The organism is Salmonella sp. SAL00653 (assembly GCF_046552515.1).
Taxonomy (GTDB): Bacteria; Pseudomonadota; Gammaproteobacteria; order Enterobacterales; family Enterobacteriaceae; genus Salmonella; species Salmonella enterica.
Map to the genome: position 1 here is coordinate 64,494 of NZ_JBGDTY010000007.1, position 22,457 is coordinate 86,950.

At 54.2% G+C, this 22,457-nt stretch carries 18 protein-coding genes and 1 pseudogene; 16 read left to right on the forward strand and 3 right to left on the reverse strand.

Features of this window, described 5'->3' with window-relative positions:
• Position 1 precedes the first annotated feature (1 nt).
• The 3 genes from leuB to leuL all read right to left on the reverse strand — a co-directional run bounded on the left by leuB (position 2) and on the right by leuL (position 2,838).
• A complete protein-coding gene (gene leuB / locus ACLJRU_RS10245; RefSeq protein ID WP_000042325.1) occupies positions 2 to 1,093 on the reverse strand; it encodes a 3-isopropylmalate dehydrogenase in 1,092 nt (363 codons plus the stop codon).
• Complete coding sequence (gene leuA / locus ACLJRU_RS10250; protein ID WP_410957032.1) at positions 1,093 to 2,664, reverse strand: 2-isopropylmalate synthase; 1,572 nt, start codon at positions 2,662 to 2,664, stop codon at positions 1,093 to 1,095. Before leuA ends, leuB begins: the two co-directional genes overlap by 1 nt.
• An 87-nt stretch (positions 2,665 to 2,751) precedes the next feature.
• A complete protein-coding gene (gene leuL, locus ACLJRU_RS10255) occupies positions 2,752 to 2,838 on the reverse strand; it encodes a leu operon leader peptide (RefSeq protein ID WP_001575587.1) in 87 nt (28 codons plus the stop codon).
• Positions 2,839 to 3,494: 656 nt separating this feature from the next.
• On the opposite strand from leuL, the pseudogene leuO reads away from it, so the two are divergent.
• The 16 genes and pseudogenes from leuO to ACLJRU_RS10335 all read left to right on the forward strand — a co-directional run bounded on the left by leuO (position 3,495) and on the right by ACLJRU_RS10335 (position 22,457).
• Positions 3,495 to 4,439 (forward strand): annotated as a pseudogene (gene leuO, locus ACLJRU_RS10260) (transcriptional regulator LeuO).
• A 321-nt stretch (positions 4,440 to 4,760) separates the two neighbouring features.
• A complete protein-coding gene (ilvI, locus tag ACLJRU_RS10265) occupies positions 4,761 to 6,485 on the forward strand; it encodes an acetolactate synthase 3 large subunit (RefSeq protein WP_000425601.1) in 1,725 nt (574 codons plus the stop codon).
• Between the two features lie 2 nt (positions 6,486 to 6,487).
• Positions 6,488 to 6,979: an acetolactate synthase small subunit gene (gene ilvN, locus ACLJRU_RS10270; RefSeq protein ID WP_001563086.1), complete on the forward strand. Its 492-nt coding sequence runs from the start codon at positions 6,488 to 6,490 to the stop codon at positions 6,977 to 6,979.
• 283 nt (positions 6,980 to 7,262) lie between these two features.
• Entirely contained in the window at positions 7,263 to 8,267 is a 1,005-nt protein-coding gene (gene cra / locus ACLJRU_RS10275) for a catabolite repressor/activator (protein WP_000762406.1), read from the forward strand.
• A 605-nt stretch (positions 8,268 to 8,872) separates the two neighbouring features.
• Complete coding sequence (gene mraZ, locus ACLJRU_RS10280) at positions 8,873 to 9,331, forward strand: division/cell wall cluster transcriptional repressor MraZ (RefSeq protein ID WP_000488294.1); 459 nt, start codon at positions 8,873 to 8,875, stop codon at positions 9,329 to 9,331.
• A 1-nt stretch (position 9,332) separates the two neighbouring features.
• Positions 9,333 to 10,274: a 16S rRNA (cytosine(1402)-N(4))-methyltransferase RsmH gene (rsmH, locus tag ACLJRU_RS10285; RefSeq protein WP_023234810.1), complete on the forward strand. Its 942-nt coding sequence runs from the start codon at positions 9,333 to 9,335 to the stop codon at positions 10,272 to 10,274.
• Positions 10,271 to 10,636, forward strand: a complete 366-nt coding sequence (ftsL, locus tag ACLJRU_RS10290; RefSeq protein WP_001538981.1) for a cell division protein FtsL — start codon at positions 10,271 to 10,273, stop codon at positions 10,634 to 10,636. Before rsmH ends, ftsL begins: the two co-directional genes overlap by 4 nt.
• Before the next feature lie 15 nt (positions 10,637 to 10,651).
• Positions 10,652 to 12,418, forward strand: coding sequence for a peptidoglycan glycosyltransferase FtsI (ftsI, locus tag ACLJRU_RS10295; RefSeq protein WP_000642235.1), 1,767 nt, complete (start codon positions 10,652 to 10,654; stop codon positions 12,416 to 12,418).
• On the forward strand, positions 12,405 to 13,892 hold the full coding sequence (gene murE, locus ACLJRU_RS10300; RefSeq protein ID WP_001538982.1) for a UDP-N-acetylmuramoyl-L-alanyl-D-glutamate--2,6-diaminopimelate ligase: 1,488 nt from the start codon (positions 12,405 to 12,407) through the stop codon (positions 13,890 to 13,892). Before ftsI ends, murE begins: the two co-directional genes overlap by 14 nt.
• A complete protein-coding gene (murF, locus tag ACLJRU_RS10305) occupies positions 13,889 to 15,247 on the forward strand; it encodes a UDP-N-acetylmuramoyl-tripeptide--D-alanyl-D-alanine ligase (protein ID WP_000626636.1) in 1,359 nt (452 codons plus the stop codon). Before murE ends, murF begins: the two co-directional genes overlap by 4 nt.
• Positions 15,241 to 16,323, forward strand: coding sequence for a phospho-N-acetylmuramoyl-pentapeptide-transferase (gene mraY, locus ACLJRU_RS10310; RefSeq protein ID WP_000964138.1), 1,083 nt, complete (start codon positions 15,241 to 15,243; stop codon positions 16,321 to 16,323). The genes murF and mraY overlap by 7 nt, the downstream gene beginning before the upstream one ends.
• 2 nt (positions 16,324 to 16,325) lie before the next feature.
• On the forward strand, positions 16,326 to 17,642 hold the full coding sequence (gene murD / locus ACLJRU_RS10315; RefSeq protein WP_000796446.1) for a UDP-N-acetylmuramoyl-L-alanine--D-glutamate ligase: 1,317 nt from the start codon (positions 16,326 to 16,328) through the stop codon (positions 17,640 to 17,642).
• Complete coding sequence (ftsW, locus tag ACLJRU_RS10320) at positions 17,642 to 18,886, forward strand: cell division protein FtsW (protein WP_001239803.1); 1,245 nt, start codon at positions 17,642 to 17,644, stop codon at positions 18,884 to 18,886. Before murD ends, ftsW begins: the two co-directional genes overlap by 1 nt.
• Positions 18,883 to 19,950, forward strand: a complete 1,068-nt coding sequence (gene murG, locus ACLJRU_RS10325; RefSeq protein ID WP_000016611.1) for an undecaprenyldiphospho-muramoylpentapeptide beta-N-acetylglucosaminyltransferase — start codon at positions 18,883 to 18,885, stop codon at positions 19,948 to 19,950. Before ftsW ends, murG begins: the two co-directional genes overlap by 4 nt.
• Before the next feature lie 118 nt (positions 19,951 to 20,068).
• Entirely contained in the window at positions 20,069 to 21,544 is a 1,476-nt protein-coding gene (gene murC, locus ACLJRU_RS10330; protein ID WP_001096071.1) for a UDP-N-acetylmuramate--L-alanine ligase, read from the forward strand.
• Positions 21,537 to 22,457, forward strand: a complete 921-nt coding sequence (locus tag ACLJRU_RS10335) for a D-alanine--D-alanine ligase (protein WP_001538986.1) — start codon at positions 21,537 to 21,539, stop codon at positions 22,455 to 22,457. Before murC ends, ACLJRU_RS10335 begins: the two co-directional genes overlap by 8 nt.

Consider the following 22,457-nt stretch of genomic DNA (forward strand, 5'->3'; position numbering starts at 1 on the left):
ATTACACCCCTTCTGCGACATAGCGGGCGATAATATCGCCCATCTCATCGGTACTGACTGCGGCAGCGCCCCTGGCTAAATCGCCGGTGCGAACGCCCTCTTCTAATGCGCGATTGATCGCCTGTTCAATGGCCGTTGCCGCATCGTTGGCATCCAGGCTGTAGCGCAGCAGCAGCGCCAGTGACAGGATCTGCGCAATTGGGTTGGCGATATTTTTCCCGGCGATATCCGGCGCGGAGCCGCCAGCCGGTTCATACAGGCCAAACCCTTGCTCGTTCAGGCTGGCGGAGGGCAACATCCCCATTGAGCCGGTGATCATCGCGCATTCGTCGGACAGAATGTCGCCGAACAGGTTAGAGCACAGCAGTACGTCAAACTGCGACGGGTCTTTAATCAACTGCATGGTGGCGTTATCGATATACATGTGCGCGAGTTCCACATCGGGATACGTTTTCGCGACATCATTGACGATTTCACGCCACAGGATAGAGCTTTGCAGTACGTTGGCTTTATCAATAGAGGTGACTTTACGGCGGCGTTTACGCGCCGATTCAAAGGCGATACGGGCAATGCGCTCGATCTCAAAGCGGTGATAAACTTCGGTATCAAAGGCTTTTTCGTACTGACCGCTGCCTTCGCGGCCTTTTGGCTGTCCGAAATAGATCCCGCCGGTCAGCTCGCGCACGCACAGGATATCGAAACCGTTAGCGGCGATATCGGCGCGCAACGGGCAAAATGCTTCCAGTCCCTGATACAGTTTCGCCGGGCGCAGATTACTGAATAATTTGAAATGTTTGCGCAGCGGCAGCAGGGCGCCGCGCTCTGGCTGGCTTTCCGGGGGCAAATTTTCCCATTTCGGGCCGCCGACGGAGCCAAACAGAATGGCATCCGCCTGTTCACACCCTTCAACGGTGGCTTTCGGCAGTGGATGACCATGATTGTCGATAGCAATACCGCCGACGTCATAGTGGCTGGTGGTAATACGCATATCAAAACGGCTGCGTACCGCATCCATAACTTTCAGGGCTTGCGCCATGACTTCCGGGCCGATGCCGTCGCCCGGCAATACGGCAATATGATAGTTCTTCGACATTACACGGTTTCCTTGTTGTTCTCTTTATTTTGAGCTTTGCGTTGCAATTCTTTTTCAACTTCGGCGGCGCGCCAGATATTGTTCAGTACGTGTACCATCGCTTTGGCGGAGGATTCGACGATATCCGTCGCCAGCCCGACGCCGTGGAAGCGGCGACCATGATGATTCACGACGATATCGACCTGACCCAGCGCGTCTTTGCCCTGGCCTTTGGCGTTCAGGTCGTATTTAACCAACTCAACGTCGTAGCCAGTGATGCGGTTAATCGCCTGATAGATGGCGTCGACCGGGCCGTTGCCGTTCGCCGCTTCGGCCTTGATCTCTTCACCACAGGCCAGCTTCACGGAAGCAGTGGCGATATCGCTGGAGCCGGACTGCACGCTGAAGTAATCCAGACGGAAATGCTCTGGTTCTTCTTGCTGTTTATTAATAAACGCCAGCGCTTCCAGGTCATAGTCGAACACCTGGCCTTTTTTGTCCGCCAGCTTCAGGAACGCGTCGTACAGGTGGTCCATGTTGTAGTCTGTGTCCTTGTAACCCATCTCTTCCATGCGATGTTTCACGGCGGCACGGCCAGAGCGGGAGGTCAGGTTCAGCTGTATCTGGTTCAGACCGATGGACTCTGGCGTCATGATTTCATAGTTTTCGCGGTTCTTGAGGACGCCATCCTGGTGGATGCCGGAAGAGTGGGCGAAAGCGCCGCTGCCGACAATCGCTTTGTTGGCCGGGATCGGCATGTTACAGATCTGGCTGACGGTCTGGCTGGTGCGCCAGATTTCGTGGTGATTGATGTTGGTGTGTACGTTCATGATGTCTTTGCGCACTTTAATCGCCATGATCACTTCTTCCAGTGCGCAGTTACCGGCACGTTCTCCGATACCGTTCATCGCGCCTTCAACCTGACGCGCGCCCGCATGTACTGCCGCCAGCGAGTTGCCTACCGCTATCCCTAAATCGTCGTGGGTATGAACGGAGATGATGGCTTTGTCGATATTGGGGACACGTTCATACAGGCCGGAAATGATTCCCGCGAACTCAAACGGCATGGTATAGCCCACGGTATCGGGAATATTAATGGTTCTCGCGCCGGCGTTTATAGCGGCTTCCACCACGCGCGCCAGATCGTCAACAGGCGTCCGGCCAGCATCTTCGCAGGAGAATTCCACGTCATCAGTGTAATTACGCGCCCGCTTAATCATGTATACCGCGCGTTCGATGACCTCATCCAGCGTGCTGCGCAGCTTGGTGGCGATGTGCATTGGCGAGGTGGCGATAAAAGTATGGATGCGAAACGCGTCGGCGACCTTCAGCGCCTGTGCCGCGACGTCGATGTCTTTTTCTACACAACGCGCCAGGGCGCAAACGCGGCTGTTTTTAATGGTGCGGGCGATGGTTTGGACGGATTCAAAATCACCCGGAGAAGAGACCGGGAAGCCTACTTCCATGACATCAACACCCATGCGCTCAAGGGCCAGGGCAATCTGCAGCTTCTCTTTCGCGCTCAGGCTGGCCTGTAACGCTTGTTCGCCGTCGCGTAAGGTCGTATCAAAAATAATGGCTTGCTGGCTCATGATGTGGTCCTTGTCTCCAGGGGCGCCTTGCGTCAGGCATAAAAAAACCCGCGCAACGGCGCGGGTTTTGTTTGACTTCGAGCTGACTTAATGTTGAATGCCGCCCACCGGTCTACCGCGCACAATAAATGCGTTGAGTAGTAGTAGCCCAGTGAAACGAACGATATGTGACATTAATTCAGCTCCAGCGAATGCGTTATGCTTTTAGTGGTACTGGATATGCCGTTTAATGTCAACTCTATTTTCTGTTGCCATTGCATTTTGTTGACGATATCCGGATACGTACTTTAGCTAATTGTGCTGGGCTGCGCGTCCAATAAAGGATAAAAGAACGAGTGGACATTCATACTTTTCATTGTTTGAAATATTTAGGCATTTTTGTTTGCAAATTGGTTAGGGGAATGGCCTGTTAAAGGTATGCTAAAGGTTTGGTTTATCTTTTTGATTTGTTTTATATTTTAACAAATAACCTTGTTTACTTAATGGATAAGGATAAAGTTATTGATAAATTAATGTTAACTTTTTAGCTATTAATAATATAAACATTTAATTGAAACTTAAATGATCATTCACTTGGTGTATGATTGTGTATTCGCCATAGTTATGGTTATATTGCTTGCGTAATTTAAACATTATGAATCGCAATGGTGTGACTCAGGACACATTACGCTTGCGCTGGCATTCTATTTGTCTCTGTCAGCGTCTTTATGTTTTCCGAATTTTAACGCTTTCCCTTTTTCTTATTTTATATGCATGGTAAATCATATTTTCAGGAATTATTTCTGCCTTCAGCCAGAAAAAGGGAGTTAAGCGTGACAGTGGAGTTAAATATGCCAGAGGTCAAAACCGAAAAGCCGCATCTTTTAGATATGGGCAAACCACAGCTTCGCATGGTTGATTTGAACCTATTGACCGTGTTCGATGCGGTAATGCAAGAGCAGAATATTACGCGCGCCGCCCACACGCTGGGAATGTCGCAGCCTGCGGTCAGTAACGCCGTAGCGCGTCTGAAGGTTATGTTTAATGACGAACTTTTTGTTCGATATGGACGATGAATTCAGCCGACTGCCCGTGCATTTCAGTTATTTGGTTCAGTCCGTCAGGCGTTGCAATTGGTGCAAAATGAATTGCCGGGATCGGGGTTTGAGCCGACCAGAAGCGAACGTGTATTCAATCTTTGCGTGTGCAGTCCGCTGGATAATATCCTGACGTCACAGATTTATAATCGTGTAGAAAAAATTGCGCCAAATATTCATGTCGTTTTTAAAGCGTCGTTGAATCAGAATACTGAGCATCAGTTACGCTATCAGGAAACCGAGTTCGTTATTAGTTATGAAGAATTCCGTCGTCCTGAGTTTACCAGCGTACCGCTATTTAAAGATGAAATGGTTTTAGTCGCCAGCCGAAAACACCCGCGTATTAGCGGCCCGCTACTGGAAGGCGATGTTTATAATGAACAACATGCGGTTGTTTCTCTCGATCGTTATGCGTCATTTAGTCAGCCGTGGTATGACACGCCGGATAAACAGTCGAGCGTGGCTTATCAGGGCATGGCACTTATCAGCGTTCTGAACGTGGTTTCGCAGACGCATTTGGTCGCTATTGCCCCGCGCTGGCTGGCGGAAGAGTTTGCGGAGTCGCTGGATCTGCAAATATTGCCGTTGCCTTTAAAACTGAATAGCCGGACATGCTACCTTTCCTGGCATGAAGCGGCTGGGCGTGATAAAGGGCATCAATGGATGGAAGATTTATTAGTTTCTGTTTGTAAGCGATAAAACCGGGCAGAATAAATCAGAAACAAATTCTGGTTTATTCTGCTTTTTAGCGTATATCAAAAATTTTATGCTGAATTAACGGTGAGCGATTCTTTTCGTCGCTGTGAAAAATAGATGAATTGCTGTAAGTCTGCATTTATAAGCGATTATTTATTACCTGGTGTGATTCAGACGGAGTATTTCTCCATTTCTTCTCTTCTTGCCTCCTGATTATTCTAACCTTTCCCATCTTTACGTCATTCCACCCAATTGCCAGGCATGATAGCGAGCGGTTAAGGTGTCCGTCAAACCGTGATGACAGGTATAAAGTGGAGGCAAGCCGTGGAGATGTTGTCTGGAGCCGAGATGGTCGTCCGATCGCTTATCGATCAAGGCGTAAAGCAGGTGTTCGGCTATCCTGGAGGCGCAGTGCTTGATATTTATGATGCGCTACATACCGTTGGAGGGATCGATCATGTGCTGGTGCGTCATGAGCAGGCCGCGGTGCATATGGCGGATGGCCTGGCGCGAGCCACTGGCGACGTTGGCGTGGTGCTGGTGACTTCCGGACCGGGAGCGACCAATGCGATTACCGGGATTGCTACGGCCTATATGGATTCCATTCCGCTGGTGATTCTTTCCGGCCAGGTCGCCACCTCATTGATTGGCTATGATGCCTTTCAGGAGTGCGACATGGTGGGGATTTCCCGACCGGTGGTCAAACATAGCTTCCTGGTCAAACAGACGGAAGATATTCCCCTGGTGCTTAAAAAGGCCTTCTGGCTGGCGGCAAGCGGACGTCCTGGGCCGGTGGTCGTGGATTTGCCGAAAGATATTTTGAATCCGGCGAAAAAAATGCCGTATGCCTGGCCGGAGACGGTCAGTATGCGCTCTTACAATCCCACAACATCAGGACATAAAGGACAAATTAAGCGTGCCTTGCAAACGCTGGCGTCGGCAAAAAAGCCGGTGGTCTACGTTGGGGGAGGGGCGATAAGCGCGGCCTGCTATGCGCCGTTGCGCCACATCATTGAAACCTTTAACCTGCCGGTGGTCTCTTCATTAATGGGACTGGGCGCGTTTCCTGCTGCTCATCGCCAGTCGTTAGGAATGCTGGGAATGCATGGCACTTATGAAGCCAATATGACCATGCATAACGCCGACGTGATTTTCGCTGTTGGCGTACGATTTGACGACCGCACGACGAATAATCTCGCTAAATATTGTCCGAACGCGACGGTATTACACATCGACATTGACCCGACGTCCATATCCAAAACGGTTAACGCTGATATCCCGGTGGTGGGCGATGCCCGCCTGGTACTGGAACAAATGCTGGAGCTACTGGCGCAGGATGCGCCGTCTCAGCCGCAGGATGATATTCGCGACTGGTGGCAGCAGATAGAGAGCTGGCGCGCCCGTCAGTGCCTGAAATATGACGCGGAAAGCGAAAGCATTAAACCCCAGGCGGTGATTGAAACCCTCTGGCGTCTGACGAAGGGCGACGCTTACGTGACGTCCGATGTAGGACAACACCAGATGTTTGCCGCCCTCTATTACCCGTTCGATAAGCCACGTCGCTGGATTAATTCCGGCGGGCTCGGCACGATGGGTTTTGGCCTACCGGCTGCATTGGGCGTTAAAATGGCCCTGCCGAAAGAAATGGTGGTCTGCGTGACCGGCGATGGCAGTATACAGATGAACATTCAGGAGCTGTCGACAGCCTTACAGTATGAACTGCCGGTACTGGTTCTGAACCTGAACAACCGTTATCTGGGGATGGTAAAACAGTGGCAGGATATGATCTATTCCGGTCGCCATTCTCAGTCTTATATGCAGTCGTTACCGGATTTTGTGCGCCTGGCGGAAGCATATGGCCATGTCGGGCTGCAGATTAACCACCCGGATGAGCTGGAAAGTAAACTCAGCGAAGCCCTTGAGCATGTGCGTAATAACCGACTGGTGTTCGTCGATGTCACCGTTGATGGCAGCGAGCATGTCTATCCGATGCAGATTCGCGGGGGCGGGATGGACGAAATGTGGTTAAGCAAAACGGAGAGGACCTGATGATGCGCCGGATTTTATCGGTATTACTGGAAAACGAATCTGGGGCGTTATCGCGGGTTATCGGCCTCTTTTCGCAACGCGGATATAATATTGAAAGCCTGACCGTCGCGCCGACAGACGATCCGACGTTGTCGCGTATGACTATCCAGACGGTAGGCGATGAAAAAGTGCTTGAGCAAATTGAAAAGCAACTGCACAAGCTGGTTGATGTGCTGCGCGTCAGCGAGCTGGGACAGGGAGCGCACGTTGAGCGGGAAATCATGCTGGTGAAAATCCAGGCCAGCGGCTACGGACGGGAAGAGGTGAAGCGTAATACGGAAATTTTCCGTGGTCAGATTATTGACGTTACGCCAACGTTGTATACCGTTCAACTGGCGGGCACCAGCGATAAACTGGATGCTTTTCTGGCCTCGCTGCGCGACGTGGCGAAAATTGTTGAAGTGGCGCGTTCAGGCGTCGTCGGGCTTTCGCGCGGCGATAAGATTATGCGCTGAGCTGATTCGCCGGATGACGACGCGCTTGCGTTTTATCCGGTCTACAGGCTGATATCTGGCCCAGGTCCGATAAGCGTAGCGCCATCAGGCAGGTTTGCCGGATATCAGCCAACAGGAATTATCGCCCAACCCAATATCACCGGTTGGGCTTTTTTTTGCGAAATCCGTGGTAACCCGGAATAAAAGCGGTTGCCGGAGTGATCAAACTGCGCTTAGATGTTAACGATTTTAACCCATGCCGACATAAAGGTTATGGTTTGTACAATTTACACAAGGGGCAATTGTGAAACTGGATGAAATCGCTCGGCTGGCCGGTGTCTCGCGCACAACTGCAAGCTACGTTATAAACGGTAAAGCAAAGCAATACCGCGTGAGCGACAAAACCGTAGAAAAAGTCATGGCGGTAGTGCGTGAGCACAATTACCATCCTAACGCTGTGGCTGCCGGGCTGCGTGCTGGACGCACACGTTCCATTGGTCTGGTGATCCCGGACCTTGAAAACACGAGCTACACCCGTATCGCAAACTATCTTGAGCGTCAGGCACGCCAGCGTGGCTACCAACTGCTGATCGCCTGTTCTGAAGATCAGCCGGATAACGAAATGCGCTGCATTGAGCACCTTTTGCAACGCCAGGTGGATGCAATCATTGTTTCAACTTCGTTACCGCCGGAGCATCCCTTCTATCAGCGCTGGGCCAACGATCCGTTCCCCATCGTCGCGCTCGACCGCGCGCTGGATCGCGAACATTTCACCAGCGTGGTCGGCGCCGATCAGGATGACGCCGAGATGTTGGCGGAAGAGCTGCGTAAATTCCCGGCGGAAACGGTGCTTTATTTGGGCGCGCTGCCGGAGTTGTCCGTCAGTTTCCTGCGCGAGCAGGGGTTCCGCACCGCATGGAAAGACGATCCGCGGGAGGTGAATTTCTTATATGCCAACAGCTATGAGCGCGAAGCCGCCGCGCAGTTGTTTGAGAAATGGCTGGAAACGCATCCTATGCCGCAGGCGCTCTTTACGACATCGTTCGCGCTATTACAGGGCGTGATGGACGTAACGCTGCGGCGCGATGGAAAACTGCCTTCGGATTTAGCGATTGCGACCTTCGGCGATCATGAGCTGCTGGATTTTCTGCAATGCCCGGTACTGGCGGTGGCGCAGCGTCATCGTGATGTCGCGGAACGCGTGCTGGAGATTGTGCTGGCAAGTCTTGATGAACCGCGTAAACCGAAACCCGGCTTAACGCGTATTCGGCGAAACCTGTATCGTCGCGGCATTCTGAGCCGTAGCTAAAGGACCGGCGGTAAAAGACTCTCTCTTCTGCCGCCGTCAAACAAATGCGTATCAGTAAAAATATCCCTTAAATAATTAAGATTATTCCTTAAAATTATCCGAAAATTCTTTTTTATTACCTTTCTTTTGTCCGAAATCGTCCACATTCCACTAATTAAGACGTAACGAGTCTTTTCCTTTGTATTGTTTTATTACAAGCAGGCAAGAAATCGTCGAATTAACAGCCACTTTTTGTCTTTGGCGCGACAGTCGCTCGTAGGCGCTGGTATAGCAGGCACCGCACACGTTAAACAGGCACTGTTAACACGGTGCAATATGTCCTAAAATGCCGCTCGCGTCGCAAACTGACACTTTATATTTTTCTCGGATTATATTGAGTCCGTTTTAAACGGCGGTGGGCCTTTGGTTTTTTTCTTACAAATATTCATAACGTTAATTTGGCTTGCACGCTGGGCGGAAATTAATCAACGCAGATATTCGCCGTAAACATTGGCTTTTTTACTTAGGTAAGCGTTGTGACTTGCTTGACAAGCTTTTCCTCCGCTCCGTAAACTCCTTCGAGTGGGAATTTGTGGGATAAAGTGGTAAGAAGGGGTGAGACTGGCATGTTCCGGGGGGCAACGTTAGTCAATCTCGACAGTAAAGGGCGCCTGACCGTGCCGACCCGTTATCGGGAGCAACTGATCGAGAGCGCTACCGGTCAAATGGTATGTACCATTGACATCCATCACCCATGCCTGCTGCTTTACCCCCTGCCTGAATGGGAAATTATTGAGCAAAAGTTATCTCGTCTGTCGAGCATGAACCCGGTAGAACGTCGCGTACAGCGTTTACTGTTGGGCCATGCCAGCGAATGTCAGATGGATGGTGCAGGTCGATTACTGATCGCGCCAGTTCTGCGGCAACATGCCGGACTGACGAAAGAAGTGATGCTGGTTGGACAGTTCAACAAATTTGAGCTGTGGGATGAAACGACCTGGTATCAACAGGTCAAGGAAGATATCGACGCTGAACAGTCAGCTACCGAAACGTTATCGGAGCGGCTGCAGGACTTGTCTCTATAAGATGATGGAAAATTTTAAACACACTACGGTACTGTTGGATGAAGCCGTTAATGGGCTGAATATTCGTCCGGATGGTATCTATATTGATGGCACATTTGGTCGCGGCGGCCACTCGCGCCTGATCCTCTCGCAACTGGGCGAAGAGGGGCGCTTGCTGGCGATCGATCGCGATCCGCAGGCGATCGCCGTTGCGCAGACCATTAATGATCCTCGCTTCTCCATCATTCATGGACCTTTTTCCGCGCTGGCTGATTATGTAGCCGAGCGCGAGTTTACCGGCAAGATTGACGGGATCCTTCTCGATCTTGGCGTCTCTTCTCCGCAGCTTGACGATGCGGAGCGCGGTTTTTCATTTATGCGCGACGGTCCGCTGGATATGCGAATGGACCCGACGCGCGGCCAGTCTGCCGCCGAGTGGTTACAAACGGCGGAGGAAGCGGATATCGCCTGGGTGCTGAAAACATTCGGCGAGGAGCGTTTTGCCAAACGTATTGCTCGCGCCATTGTTGAGCGCAATCGCGAACAGCCGATGACCCGCACCAAAGAGCTGGCGGAAGTGGTTGCGGCGGCGACCCCGGTAAAAGACAAATTCAAACATCCCGCGACCCGTACCTTCCAGGCGGTGCGCATCTGGGTAAACAGTGAACTGGAGGAGATAGAGCAGGCGCTAAAAAGCTCGCTCAGCGTACTGGCCCCAGGCGGGCGGCTTTCAATCATCAGTTTCCACTCGCTGGAAGACCGTATTGTGAAACGCTTTATGCGTGAGCAAAGCCGCGGTCCGCAGGTACCGGCGGGATTACCGATGACGGAAGCGCAGCTCAAAAAACTGGGCGGTCGTGAGTTACGAGCGTTAGGCAAGTTGATGCCGGGTGAAAAAGAGGTAGCTGAAAATCCTCGGGCCCGTAGTTCAGTTCTGCGTATCGCAGAGAGGACGAACGCATGATCAGCAGAGTGACAGAAGCCCTAAGCAAAGTGAAGGGATCGATAGGAAGCAACGAGCGCCATGCCTTGCTTGGCGTGATCGGTGACGATCTTTTGCGGTTCGGGAAGCTGCCACTCTGCTTGTTCATTTGCATCATTTTAACGGCGGTGACGGTGGTCACGACGGCGCACCATACTCGTTTACTCACCGCGCAGCGTGAACAACTGGTTCTGGAGCGCGATGCATTGGACATTGAATGGCGCAACCTGATCCTTGAAGAAAATGCGCTCGGCGATCACAGCCGGGTGGAGCGGATCGCAACGGAAAAGCTGCAAATGCAGCATGTTGATCCGTCCCAAGAAAATATCGTAGTGCAAAAATAAGGATAAACGCGACGCATGAAAGCAGCGGCAAAAACGCAAAAATCGAAGCGCCAGGAAGAACAGACCAACTTCATCAGTTGGCGTTTTGCGTTGCTGTGCGGCTGTATTTTACTGGCGCTGGTTTTTTTACTTGGACGCGCGGCGTGGCTACAGATTATCGCCCCGGATATGCTGGTGCGTCAGGGCGATATGCGTTCGCTGCGTGTTCAGGAAGTCTCCACCTCACGCGGTATGATTACCGACCGTTCCGGGCGTCCACTGGCGGTCAGCGTACCGGTTAAGGCGATCTGGGCCGATCCGAAAGAAGTTCATGACGCCGGCGGCATCAGCGTCGGCGATCGCTGGAAAGCGCTTTCTACTGCGCTCAATATTCCGCTCGATCAGCTCTCCGCCCGTATCAACGCCAACCCGAAAGGGCGTTTTATTTATCTGGCGCGCCAGGTAAATCCTGACATGGCGGACTACATCAAAAAACTCAAACTGCCGGGGATTCATTTGCGTGAAGAGTCCCGCCGCTACTACCCGTCAGGAGAAGTAACCGCTCACCTCATCGGTTTTACCAACGTCGACAGTCAGGGGATTGAAGGCGTTGAAAAGAGCTTTGATAAGTGGCTTACCGGTCAGCCTGGCGAGCGAATCGTGCGTAAAGACCGCTATGGCCGCGTGATTGAAGATATCTCCTCCACTGATAGTCAGGCAGCGCACAACCTGGCGTTAAGCATTGATGAACGCTTACAGGCGCTGGTTTACCGCGAACTGAACAACGCGGTGGCGTTTAACAAGGCGGAATCCGGTAGCGCGGTGCTGGTCGATGTCAATACCGGTGAAGTACTGGCGATGGCGAATAGCCCTTCCTATAACCCCAACAACCTTGCCGGTACGCCGAAAGACGCGATGCGTAACCGTACCATCACCGACGTGTTTGAACCAGGTTCTACGGTTAAGCCGATGGTGGTGATGACTGCGCTTCAGCGCGGTATCGTCAACGAAAATACGGTGTTGAATACCGTTCCATACCGAATTAACGGCCACGAAATTAAAGACGTGGCGCGCTACAGCGAATTAACCCTGACCGGGGTTCTACAGAAGTCGAGTAACGTCGGTGTATCCAAGCTGGCGTTAGCGATGCCGTCCTCAGCGTTAGTAGATACTTACTCACGTTTTGGGCTAGGAAAGGCGACCAATTTGGGGTTGGTCGGAGAACGCAGTGGCTTATATCCTCAAAAACAACGGTGGTCCGACATAGAGAGGGCCACCTTCTCTTTCGGCTACGGGCTAATGGTAACGCCGTTACAATTAGCGCGAGTCTATGCAACGATCGGCAGCTATGGCATTTATCGCCCGCTGTCGATTACCAAAGTTGATCCGCCTGTACCCGGCGAACGCATCTTCCCTGAATCCACCGTACGCACCGTGGTGCATATGATGGAAAGTGTGGCGCTGCCGGGCGGCGGCGGCGTGAAGGCGGCGATTAAAGGCTACCGTATCGCGATTAAAACCGGTACGGCGAAAAAAGTGGGGCCGGACGGTCGCTACATCAACAAATACATTGCTTACACCGCAGGCGTCGCGCCTGCGAGTCAGCCGCGCTTCGCGCTGGTGGTTGTCATCAACGATCCGCAGGCGGGTAAATACTACGGCGGCGCCGTTTCCGCGCCGGTATTTGGTGCCATCATGGGCGGCGTTCTGCGCACCATGAACATCGAACCGGACGCGCTGGCAACGGGCGAAAAAAATGAATTCGTAATTAATCAAGGCGAGGGAACAGGTGGCAGATCGTAATTTGCGCGACCTTCTTGCTCCGTGGGTGGCTGGACTACCCGCGCGAGAACTGCGAGAGATGACGCTCGACAGCCGTGTGGCTGCGGCGGGCGATCTCTTTGTGGCAGTGGTGGGTCATCAGGCGGACGGGCGTCGATATATCCCGCAGGCGATAGCGCAAGGCGTAGCTGCCATTATTGCAGAGGCGAAAGACGAGGCGACCGACGGTGAGATTCGCGAAATGCACGGCGTACCGGTTGTCTATCTCAACCAGCTCAATGAGCGTTTATCTGCGCTGGCGGGCCGCTTTTACCATGAGCCATCTGAAAACATGCGTCTGGTGGCGGTGACCGGCACCAATGGCAAGACCACCACCACCCAACTACTGGCGCAGTGGAGCCAGTTGCTCGGCGAAACCAGCGCAGTGATGGGAACGGTAGGCAACGGACTGTTGGGTAAAGTGATCCCGACGGAGAACACAACCGGTTCCGCTGTGGATGTTCAGCATGTGCTGGCCAGTCTGGTTGCGCAGGGCGCGACCTTCGGCGCGATGGAAGTCTCTTCTCACGGCCTGGTGCAGCATCGCGTGGCGGCGTTGAAATTTGCCGCCTCCGTGTTTACTAATTTGAGCCGCGACCATCTCGACTATCATGGCGATATGGCGCATTACGAGGCGGCAAAATGGATGCTTTATTCCACCCACCATCACGGTCAGGCAATCGTCAACGCCGATGATGAAGTTGGACGCCGCTGGCTGGCGTCGCTACCTGATGCGGTCGCAGTATCGATGGAAGGGCATATCAACCCTAACTGTCACGGTCGTTGGCTGAAAGCGGAGGCGGTGGAGTACCACGACCGCGGAGCGACGATTCGTTTTGCTTCAAGCTGGGGTGACGGCGAAATCGAAAGCCGCCTGATGGGCGCGTTTAACGTCAGCAACTTACTGCTGGCATTGGCGACGCTACTGGCGCTGGGCTATCCGTTAACGAATTTGCTGAAAACCGCCGCGCGTTTGCAGCCGGTTTGCGGGCGTATGGAAGTGTTCACTGCGCCAGGCAAACCGACGGTGGTGGTGGATTACGCGCACACGCCGGATGCGCTGGAAAAAGCGTTGCAGGCGGCGCGTCTGCATTGCGCCGGAAAATTGTGGTGCGTCTTTGGCTGTGGCGGGGATCGTGACAAAGGTAAGCGCCCACTCATGGGGGCCATTGCCGAAGAATTCGCGGATATCGTCGTGGTGACTGACGATAACCCGCGTACCGAGGAGCCGCGCGCCATTATCAACGATATTCTGGCCGGAATGCTGGACGCCGGGCAGGTCAGGGTAATGGAAGGCCGCACTGAGGCGGTAACCAATGCCATTATGCAGGCAAAAGACAATGACGTCGTGCTGATTGCAGGTAAAGGGCACGAGGATTACCAGATTGTCGGCACGCAGCGTCTTGATTATTCAGACCGCGTGACCGCAGCGCGTTTGCTGGGGGTGATCGCATGATTAGCGTAACGCTCAGCAAAATTGCCGATGTCCTTGGCGCCGAACACCGCGGGGCGGATCTCACGCTCGATACGGTCATTACCGACACACGGAAAGTGACGCCGGGATGCCTGTTCGTGGCGCTGAAAGGGGAACGCTTTGATGCGCATGATTTTGCCGATAAAGCAAAAGCGAACGGCGCTGGCGCCCTGCTGGTCAGTCGTCCTCTGGATATCGATCTCCCGCAGGTGATTGTAAAAGACACGCGTCAGGCATTTGGCCAACTGGCCGCCTGGGTACGTATGCAGGTACCGGCGCGGGTGGTGGCGTTAACCGGTTCGTCCGGCAAAACCTCGGTCAAAGAGATGACCGCCGCGATTCTGAGCCAGTGCGGAAATACTCTGTATACCGCAGGCAATTTTAACAACGACATCGGCGTGCCGATAACGCTGCTGCGCTTAAACCATGATTATGACTATGCGGTAATCGAGTTAGGCGCTAATCACCAGGGAGAAATCGCCTGGACCGTTAGCCTGACGCGCCCGGAAGCGGCGCTGGTCAATAACCTGGCGGCGGCGCATCTGGAAGGTTTCGGCTCGCTGGCCGGCGTGGCGAAAGCGAAAGGCGAAATCTATACCGGTTTGCCTGAGAACGGTATCGCGATTATGAATGCCGATAATAATGACTGGCTGAACTGGCAAAGCATTATTGGCGATCGTCAGGTGTGGCGCTTTTCGCCGAATGCGGCAAACAGCGACTTTACCGCTGCGAATATTCACGTGACGTCACACGGTACTGAATTTACCCTGCAAACGCCGATGGGCAGCATTGATGTGCTGCTGCCGTTGCCGGGGCGGCACAATATTGCCAACGCGCTGGCGGCCGCTGCTTTATCAATGGCGGTGGGGGCGACGCTGACGGCGATTAAAGCAGGGCTGGCGGCGTTAAAAGCCGTACCCGGGCGTCTGTTCCCGATTCAGCTAAGTGAAAACCAACTGGTACTGGATGACGCTTATAACGCCAACGTCGGTTCGATGACCGCCGCAGTGCAGGTCCTTTCTGAAATGCCCGGCTACCGTGTGCTGGTGGTAGGCGATATGGCCGAGCTGGGCGCAGAAAGCGAAGCGTGCCACATCCAGGTTGGCGAGGCCGCAAAAGCGGCGGGTATTGATCGCGTGTTAAGCACCGGAAAACTCAGTCAGGCTATCAGCCACGCCAGCGGCGTCGGCGAACATTTTGCCGATAAAGCCGCGCTCATTGCGCGTTTACACGCTCTGCTTCAGGAGCAACCAATGATGACTATTTTAGTGAAAGGATCACGCAGCGCCGCGATGGAAGATGTGGTTCATGCGTTACAGGAGAAAGGTTCATGTTAGTTTGGCTGGCCGAGCATTTGGTCAAATATTATTCCGGCTTTAACGTCTTTTCTTATCTGACGTTTCGCGCCATCGTCAGCCTGTTGACCGCGCTGTTCATCTCTTTATGGATGGGCCCGCGTATGATCGCTCGTCTGCAAAAACTCTCTTTTGGCCAGGTGGTACGTAACGATGGCCCGGAATCGCACTTCAGTAAACGCGGTACGCCGACGATGGGCGGCATCATGATCCTGACGGCGATTGTGATTTCCGTTCTGTTATGGGCTTACCCGTCTAACCCGTACGTCTGGTGCGTGCTGGTGGTATTGATCGGCTACGGCATTATCGGTTTTGTCGATGACTACCGCAAAGTGGTGCGGAAAGATACCAAAGGGCTGATTGCGCGCTGGAAATATTTCTGGATGTCGGTTATCGCGCTCGGCGTGGCCTTTGCGCTTTATCTCGTCGGGAAAGACACGCCCGCGACCCAACTGGTGGTGCCGTTCTTTAAAGATGTTATGCCGCAATTGGGGCTGTTTTACATTCTGCTGTCCTACTTTGTCATCGTCGGTACGGGTAACGCCGTAAACCTGACCGACGGGCTGGATGGTCTGGCGATTATGCCGACTGTTTTCGTTGCCGCCGGCTTTGCGCTGGTGGCCTGGGCGACCGGGAACATGAACTTCGCCAATTACCTGCATATTCCGTATTTACGCCATGCGGGCGAGCTGGTGATTGTCTGTACGGCGATTGTCGGCGCGGGATTAGGATTCTTGTGGTTTAACACCTATCCGGCGCAGGTTTTTATGGGCGATGTCGGATCGCTGGCGTTGGGCGGCGCGTTGGGCATTATCGCCGTGCTGCTGCGTCAGGAGTTCCTGCTGGTGATCATGGGCGGCGTCTTTGTGGTGGAAACTCTGTCGGTCATCCTGCAGGTGGGTTCCTTTAAACTACGCGGACAGCGTATTTTCCGTATGGCGCCTATCCATCACCACTATGAACTGAAAGGCTGGCCGGAACCGCGCGTGATTGTGCGCTTCTGGATTATTTCGCTGATGCTGGTGCTAATTGGCCTGGCAACGCTGAAGGTACGTTAATCATGGCTGATTACCAGGACAAAAACGTCGTCATTATTGGTCTGGGCTTAACCGGACTCTCTTGCGTGGACTTTTTTCTCGCCCGCGGCGTGACGCCGCGGGTGATGGATACTCGCGTGACGCCGCCGGGTCTGGATAAGCTGCCGCAAGAGGTTGAGCGTCACGTTGGCGGCCTGAACGACGAGTGGCTCTTAGCGGCGGATTTAATCGTCGCCAGCCCTGGTATTGCTCTGGCACATCCCTCTCTTAGCGCTGCCGCCAGCGCTGGAGTGGAAATTGTCGGCGATATCGAACTGTTTTGCCGCGAAGCGCAGGAGCCGATTGTGGCCATCACCGGCTCGAACGGCAAAAGCACCGTGACCACCTTAGTGGGCGAGATGGCGAAAGCGGCGGGCGTCAATGTCGGCGTTGGCGGCAATATCGGTCTTCCGGCGCTGATGCTGCTGGATGCCGATCGCGAATTGTACGTGCTGGAATTATCCAGTTTCCAACTGGAAACTACCTCAAGTTTGCAAGCGGCGGCGGCAACGGTGCTCAACGTCACTGAAGATCATATGGACCGGTATCCGTTTGGTTTGCAACAGTACCGGGCGGCGAAACTGCGCGTCTACGAGAAGGCGAAAGTGTGCGTAGTGAATGCCGATGACGCGTTGACGATGCCGGTTCGCGGGGCCGATGAACGATGCGTCAGCTTTGGCGTCAATATGGGTGATTATCACCTTAATCGTCAGCAGGGCGAAACCTGGCTGCGAGTCAAAGGCGAGAAGGTGCTGAACGTGAAAGAGATGAAGCTTTCCGGTCAGCATAACTATACCAACGCGTTAGCGGCGCTGGCGCTGGCGGATGCCGTAGGTCTGCCGCGCGCCAGCAGTTTGAAGGCGTTGACGACATTTACCGGTCTGGCGCATCGCTTCCAGCTGGCGTTGGAGCATAACGGCGTACGTTGGATCAACGACTCGAAAGCGACCAACGTCGGCAGTACCGAAGCGGCGCTAAACGGTTTGCATGTGGACGGTACGCTACATCTGCTGCTGGGCGGCGACGGTAAGTCGGCAGACTTTTCTCCGCTGACACGCTATCTGACCGGCGATCGTATCCGCCTGTATTGCTTTGGGCGCGATGGCGCGCAGCTTGCCGCACTGCGTCCGGAAATCGCCCAACAGACTGAGACGATGGAAGAGGCGATGCGTTTGCTGGCGCCGCGCGTTCAGCCGGGTGATATGGTGCTGCTGTCGCCCGCCTGCGCCAGCCTCGATCAGTTTAAAAATTTTGAGCAACGGGGCGATGTCTTTACCCGTCTGGCGAAGGAGTTAGGTTGATGCGTTTATCTCTCCCCCGTCTGAGAATGCCGCGCGTACCAGGCTTTGGCCTCCTGGCCTGGCTGTTTGCGGCGCTTAAAGGCTGGGTGATGGCTTCGCGCGATAAAGACGCCGACAGTCTGATCATGTATGACCGCACGCTGCTATGGCTGACCTTCGGGCTGGCGGCGATTGGTTTTGTCATGGTGACGTCGGCCTCCATGCCAGTCGGGCAGCGCCTGGCGAACGATCCGTTTTTGTTTGCCAAACGTGATGCGCTCTATATCTTCCTGGCATTTTGTCTGGCGATGGTCACGCTACGTTTGCCCATGACCTTCTGGCAAAAATACAGCACGACGATGCTGATTGCGTCGATCATTATGCTGCTTATCGTGCTGGTCGTCGGGAGCTCGGTCAACGGGGCGTCGCGCTGGATTGCGCTGGGGCCGCTGCGTATTCAGCCTGCGGAGTTTACCAAGCTGTCGCTGTTCTGCTACCTCGCGAACTATCTGGTGCGTAAGGTTGATGAGGTGCGAAATAACCTGCGCGGCTTTTTAAAACCAATGGGCGTGATTCTGGTGCTGGCGGTGTTACTGCTGGCGCAGCCTGACCTCGGGACGGTGGTCGTACTGTTTGTCACCACGCTGGCGATGCTGTTTCTCGCCGGGGCGAAATTATGGCAGTTCATCGCCATTATCGGGATGGGCATCTCGGCGGTGATTCTGTTAATCCTCGCCGAACCGTATCGTATTCGTCGCGTTACCTCGTTCTGGAACCCCTGGGAAGATCCGTTCGGCAGCGGTTATCAGCTGACGCAGTCGCTGATGGCTTTTGGTCGCGGTGAGATATGGGGGCAAGGGCTGGGGAATTCGGTGCAGAAACTGGAGTATTTGCCGGAGGCGCACACCGATTTCATCTTCGCCATTATTGGGGAAGAACTGGGTTATATCGGTGTGGTATTGGCGCTTTTAATGGTATTCTTCGTCGCTTTTCGCGCGATGTCGATTGGCCGTAAGGCATTGGAGATTGACCACCGTTTTTCCGGATTTTTAGCGTGTTCTATCGGTATCTGGTTTAGTTTCCAGGCGCTGGTAAACGTTGGCGCGGCCGCGGGGATGCTGCCGACCAAAGGTCTTACGCTGCCGCTGATCAGTTATGGCGGGTCGAGTCTGTTGATTATGTCGACGGCCATTATGTTTTTATTACGTATTGATTATGAAACGCGTCTGGAAAAAGCGCAGGCGTTTACACGAGGTTCTCGATGAGTGGTCAACCGAAGCGGTTAATGGTGATGGCGGGCGGTACCGGCGGGCACGTGTTCCCGGGACTGGCCGTTGCGCATCATTTAATGGCCCAGGGCTGGCAGGTTCGCTGGCTGGGCACCGCCGATCGTATGGAAGCGGATTTAGTGCCGAAGCATGGCATCGACATTGACTTTATTCGGATCTCCGGTCTGCGCGGTAAAGGCGTAAAAGCGCTTCTGGCGGCGCCGCTGCGGATTTTTAACGCCTGGCGGCAGGCGCGGGCGATCATGAAGCGATTTAAGCCGGATGTCGTGCTGGGAATGGGCGGTTATGTTTCCGGCCCCGGCGGTCTTGCCGCCTGGTCATTGGGTATTCCGGTCGTTTTGCATGAGCAAAACGGTATCGCCGGGCTAACCAATCAGTGGCTGGCCAAAATCGCGACCACGGTGATGCAGGCGTTTCCCGGTGCGTTTCCGAACGCGGAAGTGGTGGGTAACCCGGTGCGTACCGACGTACTGGCGTTGCCGTTGCCGCAGGAGCGTCTGGCCGGTCGTGACGGCCCGATTCGCGTGTTGGTGGTCGGCGGTTCTCAGGGGGCGCGAGTCCTGAACCAGACGATGCCGCAGGTTGCCGCCAGACTGGGCGATACGGTTACAATCTGGCATCAAAGCGGAAAAGGCGCGCAGCACACGGTAGAGCAGGCGTATGCCGGGGTGGGACAACCGCAGCATAAGGTAACGGAATTTATCGATGACATGGCCGCCGCCTATGCGTGGGCGGATGTGGTGGTGTGCCGTTCCGGCGCTTTAACGGTGAGCGAGATCGCCGCCGCCGGGTTACCGGCGATATTCGTGCCGTTTCAGCATAAAGACAGGCAGCAGTACTGGAATGCGCTGCCGTTAGAAAACGCCGGCGCAGCTAAGATTTTTGAGCAGCCGCAGTTTACTGTAGAGGCTGTCGCCGACACCCTGGCGGGGTGGTCGCGCGAGGCGTTGTTAACCATGGCGGAGCGTGCCCGCGCGGTATCCATTCCGGATGCTACCGAGCGCGTCGCCAGTGAAGTCAGCCGGGTTGCCCGGACATAATTTGTGGCGGTGCCTTTTGCATCGCAGGGTTTTTCTACCCTCAATAATTTGGGTTGCAGGCAAGCCAACGCATCTACAATTTGAAGTATGGCGGGTATTGGAGTTAATGGCGTAAAGAATGAATACACAACAACTGGCAAAACTGCGTTCCATCGTGCCCGAAATGCGTCGCGTTCGGCACATTCACTTTGTCGGCATCGGTGGTGCTGGTATGGGCGGTATTGCCGAAGTTCTGGCCAATGAAGGGTATCAGATCAGTGGTTCCGATTTAGCGCCGAATCCGGTGACCCAGCAGTTGACGAGCCTGGGGGCGACGATTTTCTTTAACCATCGTCCGGAAAATGTGCGTGATGCCAGCGTGGTCGTCGTTTCCAGCGCAATTTCCGCGGATAACCCGGAAATTGTCGCGGCGCATGAAGCGCGTATTCCGGTTATTCGCCGTGCGGAAATGCTGGCGGAACTGATGCGTTTTCGCCACGGCATCGCCATTGCCGGGACGCACGGAAAAACCACAACGACCGCGATGGTGTCCAGTATTTATGCCGAAGCGGGGCTGGACCCGACTTTCGTGAATGGCGGATTGGTGAAAGCCGCAGGCGTTCATGCGCGTCTGGGCCATAGTCGTTACCTGATTGCCGAGGCAGATGAGAGCGACGCATCCTTCCTGCATTTGCAGCCGATGGTTGCGATCGTCACCAACATCGAAGCCGACCATATGGATACCTATCATGGCGACTTTGAAAATTTAAAGCAGACGTTTATTAACTTCCTGCATAACCTGCCGTTCTACGGTCGCGCGGTAATGTGCGTCGATGATCCGGTCATCCGCGAGCTGCTGCCGCGGGTGGGGCGTCAGACCACGACGTATGGCTTTAGCGAGGATGCTGACGTCCGCGTAGAAGATTATCAGCAGATAGGGCCGCAGGGGCACTTTACGCTGTTGCGCCAGGGAATGCCGGATCTGCATGTCACGTTGAATGCGCCGGGTCGCCACAATGCCCTGAATGCCGCTGCGGCAGTGGCGGTAGCGACCGAAGAAGGCATTGACGATGACGCTATCCTGCGCGCGCTGGAAAGCTTCCAGGGGACCGGGCGTCGTTTTGACTTCCTCGGCGAGTTCCCGCTTGAGCCGGTGAATGGTAAAGCCGGGACAGCGATGCTGGTGGATGACTATGGCCATCATCCGACTGAAGTAGACGCCACCATTAAAGCTGCGCGAGCAGGGTGGCCGGATAAAAAACTGGTGATGCTGTTTCAGCCGCACCGTTACACGCGCACGCGCGATCTGTATGACGATTTCGCCAATGTGCTGACCCAGGTCGATGCGCTGCTGATGCTGGACGTTTACCCGGCGGGCGAAGCGCCGATTCCGGGCGCGGATAGCCGTTCTTTATGTCGTACGATTCGTAATCGGGGAAAAATTGACCCGATTCTGGTTTCCGATCCGGCTCAGGTTGCGACAATGTTAGCGCCGGTGCTGACGGGTAACGACTTGATATTAGTGCAAGGCGCAGGAAATGTTGGCAAAATTGCGCGTTACTTATCTGAAATCAAGCTGAAGCCGCAAATCCAGGAGGAAGAGCAACATGGCTGATAAAATCGCGGTCCTGTTGGGCGGAACCTCTGCGGAGCGGGACGTTTCGTTAAATTCCGGCTCGGCAGTGTTGGCCGGGTTACGTGAAGGCGGTATTGATGCGCATCCCGTCGATCCGCAAGAGGTCGATGTCGCGCAGCTTAAAGCAATGGGCTTTCAGAAGGTCTTTATTGCGTTGCATGGCCGTGGCGGTGAAGATGGCACCTTACAGGGAATGCTTGAACTGCTCGGCCTGCCTTATACCGGCAGCGGCGTGATGGCCTCGGCGCTTTCAATGGATAAACTGCGCAGTAAATTGCTGTGGCAGGGCGCAGGCTTACCGGTTGCCCCGTGGGTCGCGCTGACGCGCGCTGAGTTTGAAAAAGGCCTTAGCGAAGAACAAAAAGCGCGAATTTCGGCGCTGGGTTTACCGCTGATCGTCAAACCCAGCCGTGAAGGCTCCAGCGTCGGTATGACGAAAGTAGTAGAAGAAAATGCTTTACAGGGTGCGTTATCATTGGCTTTTCAGCATGATGACGAAATACTGATTGAGAAATGGCTGTGCGGTCCGGAATTTACGGTGGCGATAGTTGGCGAAGAAATTTTACCGTCAATTCGTATCCAACCGGCAGGAACCTTCTATGATTATGAGGCGAAGTATCTCTCTGATGAGACTCAGTATTTCTGCCCTGCCGGTTTAGAAGCGTCCCAGGAAGCCGCGCTACAGTCTCTCGTCCTGCAGGCATGGAAAGCTTTAGGCTGCACGGGATGGGGGCGTATTGACGTCATGCTGGACAGCGATGGTCAGTTTTATCTGCTGGAAGCCAATACTTCTCCGGGGATGACCAGCCATAGTCTGGTGCCGATGGCGGCGCGTCAGGCGGGAATGAGCTTCTCGCAGTTAGTGGTACGAATTCTGGAGTTGGCGGACTGA